General features: G+C 55.7%; 1 protein-coding gene. It reads left to right on the top strand.

The window, feature by feature from the left end; all coding sequences use genetic code 11:
* The coding region (locus tag ABV409_RS16665) for a hypothetical protein (protein WP_353878761.1) at positions 1 to 1226 on the top strand (1226 nt) is incomplete at both ends.

Here is a 1226-nt window from a genome sequence, read left to right as displayed (position 1 = left end):
ACCTTGAACGTAGACGATGCGGATGCGGACCCCACGAACGAAATACAGGATGCCGATGAAGTGGCCATCACCGATGCCGGGGGCAATTTCACCGGTACGGATGTAGAGGCCGCCTTGGCCGAATTGGCCGCTGGTAGCACGGATGACCAAACGGTCAGTACCGATGGCACCGCCGGTAACATCAGTATCGAAGACGGCAATGCCATCACCTTGAACGTAGACGATGCCGATGCGGACCCCACGAACGAAATACAGGATGCCGATGAAGTGGCCATTACCGATGTAGCGGGCAATTTCACCGGTACTGATGTTGAGGCCGCCTTGGCCGAACTGGCCGCCGGTAGTACCGATGACCAAACGGTAAGTACCGATGGAACTGCAGGTAACATCAGCATCGAGGACGGTAACGCCATCACCTTGAACGTAGATGATGCCGATGCCGACGCAACGAACGAAATACAGGACATCAGCACCGACGGCACCGCCGGGGACATCAGTTTGAGCAGCGGAAGCAATTTGACCTTGAACGTGGACGATGCCGATGCGGATGCGACGAACGAAATACAGGATGCCGATGAGGTGGCCATTACCGATGCGGGGGGCAATTTCACCGGTACCGATGTAGAGGCCGCTTTGGCCGAATTGGCCGCCGGTAGTACGGATGACCAAACGGTCAGCACCGATGGTACCGCGGGTAACATCAGCATTGAAGATGGAAACAGCATCACCTTGAACGTAAACGATGCCGATGCCGACGCAACGAACGAAATACAGGACATCAGCACCGACGGCACCGCTGGGGATATCAGCTTGAGCAGCGGAAGCAACTTGACCCTGAACGTGGACGATGCGGATGCGGACGCCACCAATGAATACAATACCGGGGTCTCGATTACCGCAGGAAGCCTTGGGGTAACCGATGGGGGCGGAACCCAATCGACGAGTTTGATCTCTACCGATGCGAACAATGACCTTGCAGCGGGTACCGATGGGGCCCTATACTTGAACGTAGCCTCTGTGACCATTGCCGAGACCAATACGAGTCTGTCCTTTAACGACACCAACAACCAATTGACCTATACCAATGAGTTGGGCAACAACCCCGTAGTGGACCTATCGGCACTTGACGATTCGGGTACGGATGACCAAACGCTTGCTACCGATGGAACTGCGGGGAACATCAGCATCGAGGACGGCAACGCCATCACCTTGAACGTAGACGATGC

The organism is Flagellimonas algarum (genome assembly GCF_040513375.1).
GTDB lineage: Bacteria > Bacteroidota > Bacteroidia > Flavobacteriales > Flavobacteriaceae > Flagellimonas_B > Flagellimonas_B algarum.
This window is presented reverse-complemented; position numbering and strand designations above follow the sequence as displayed.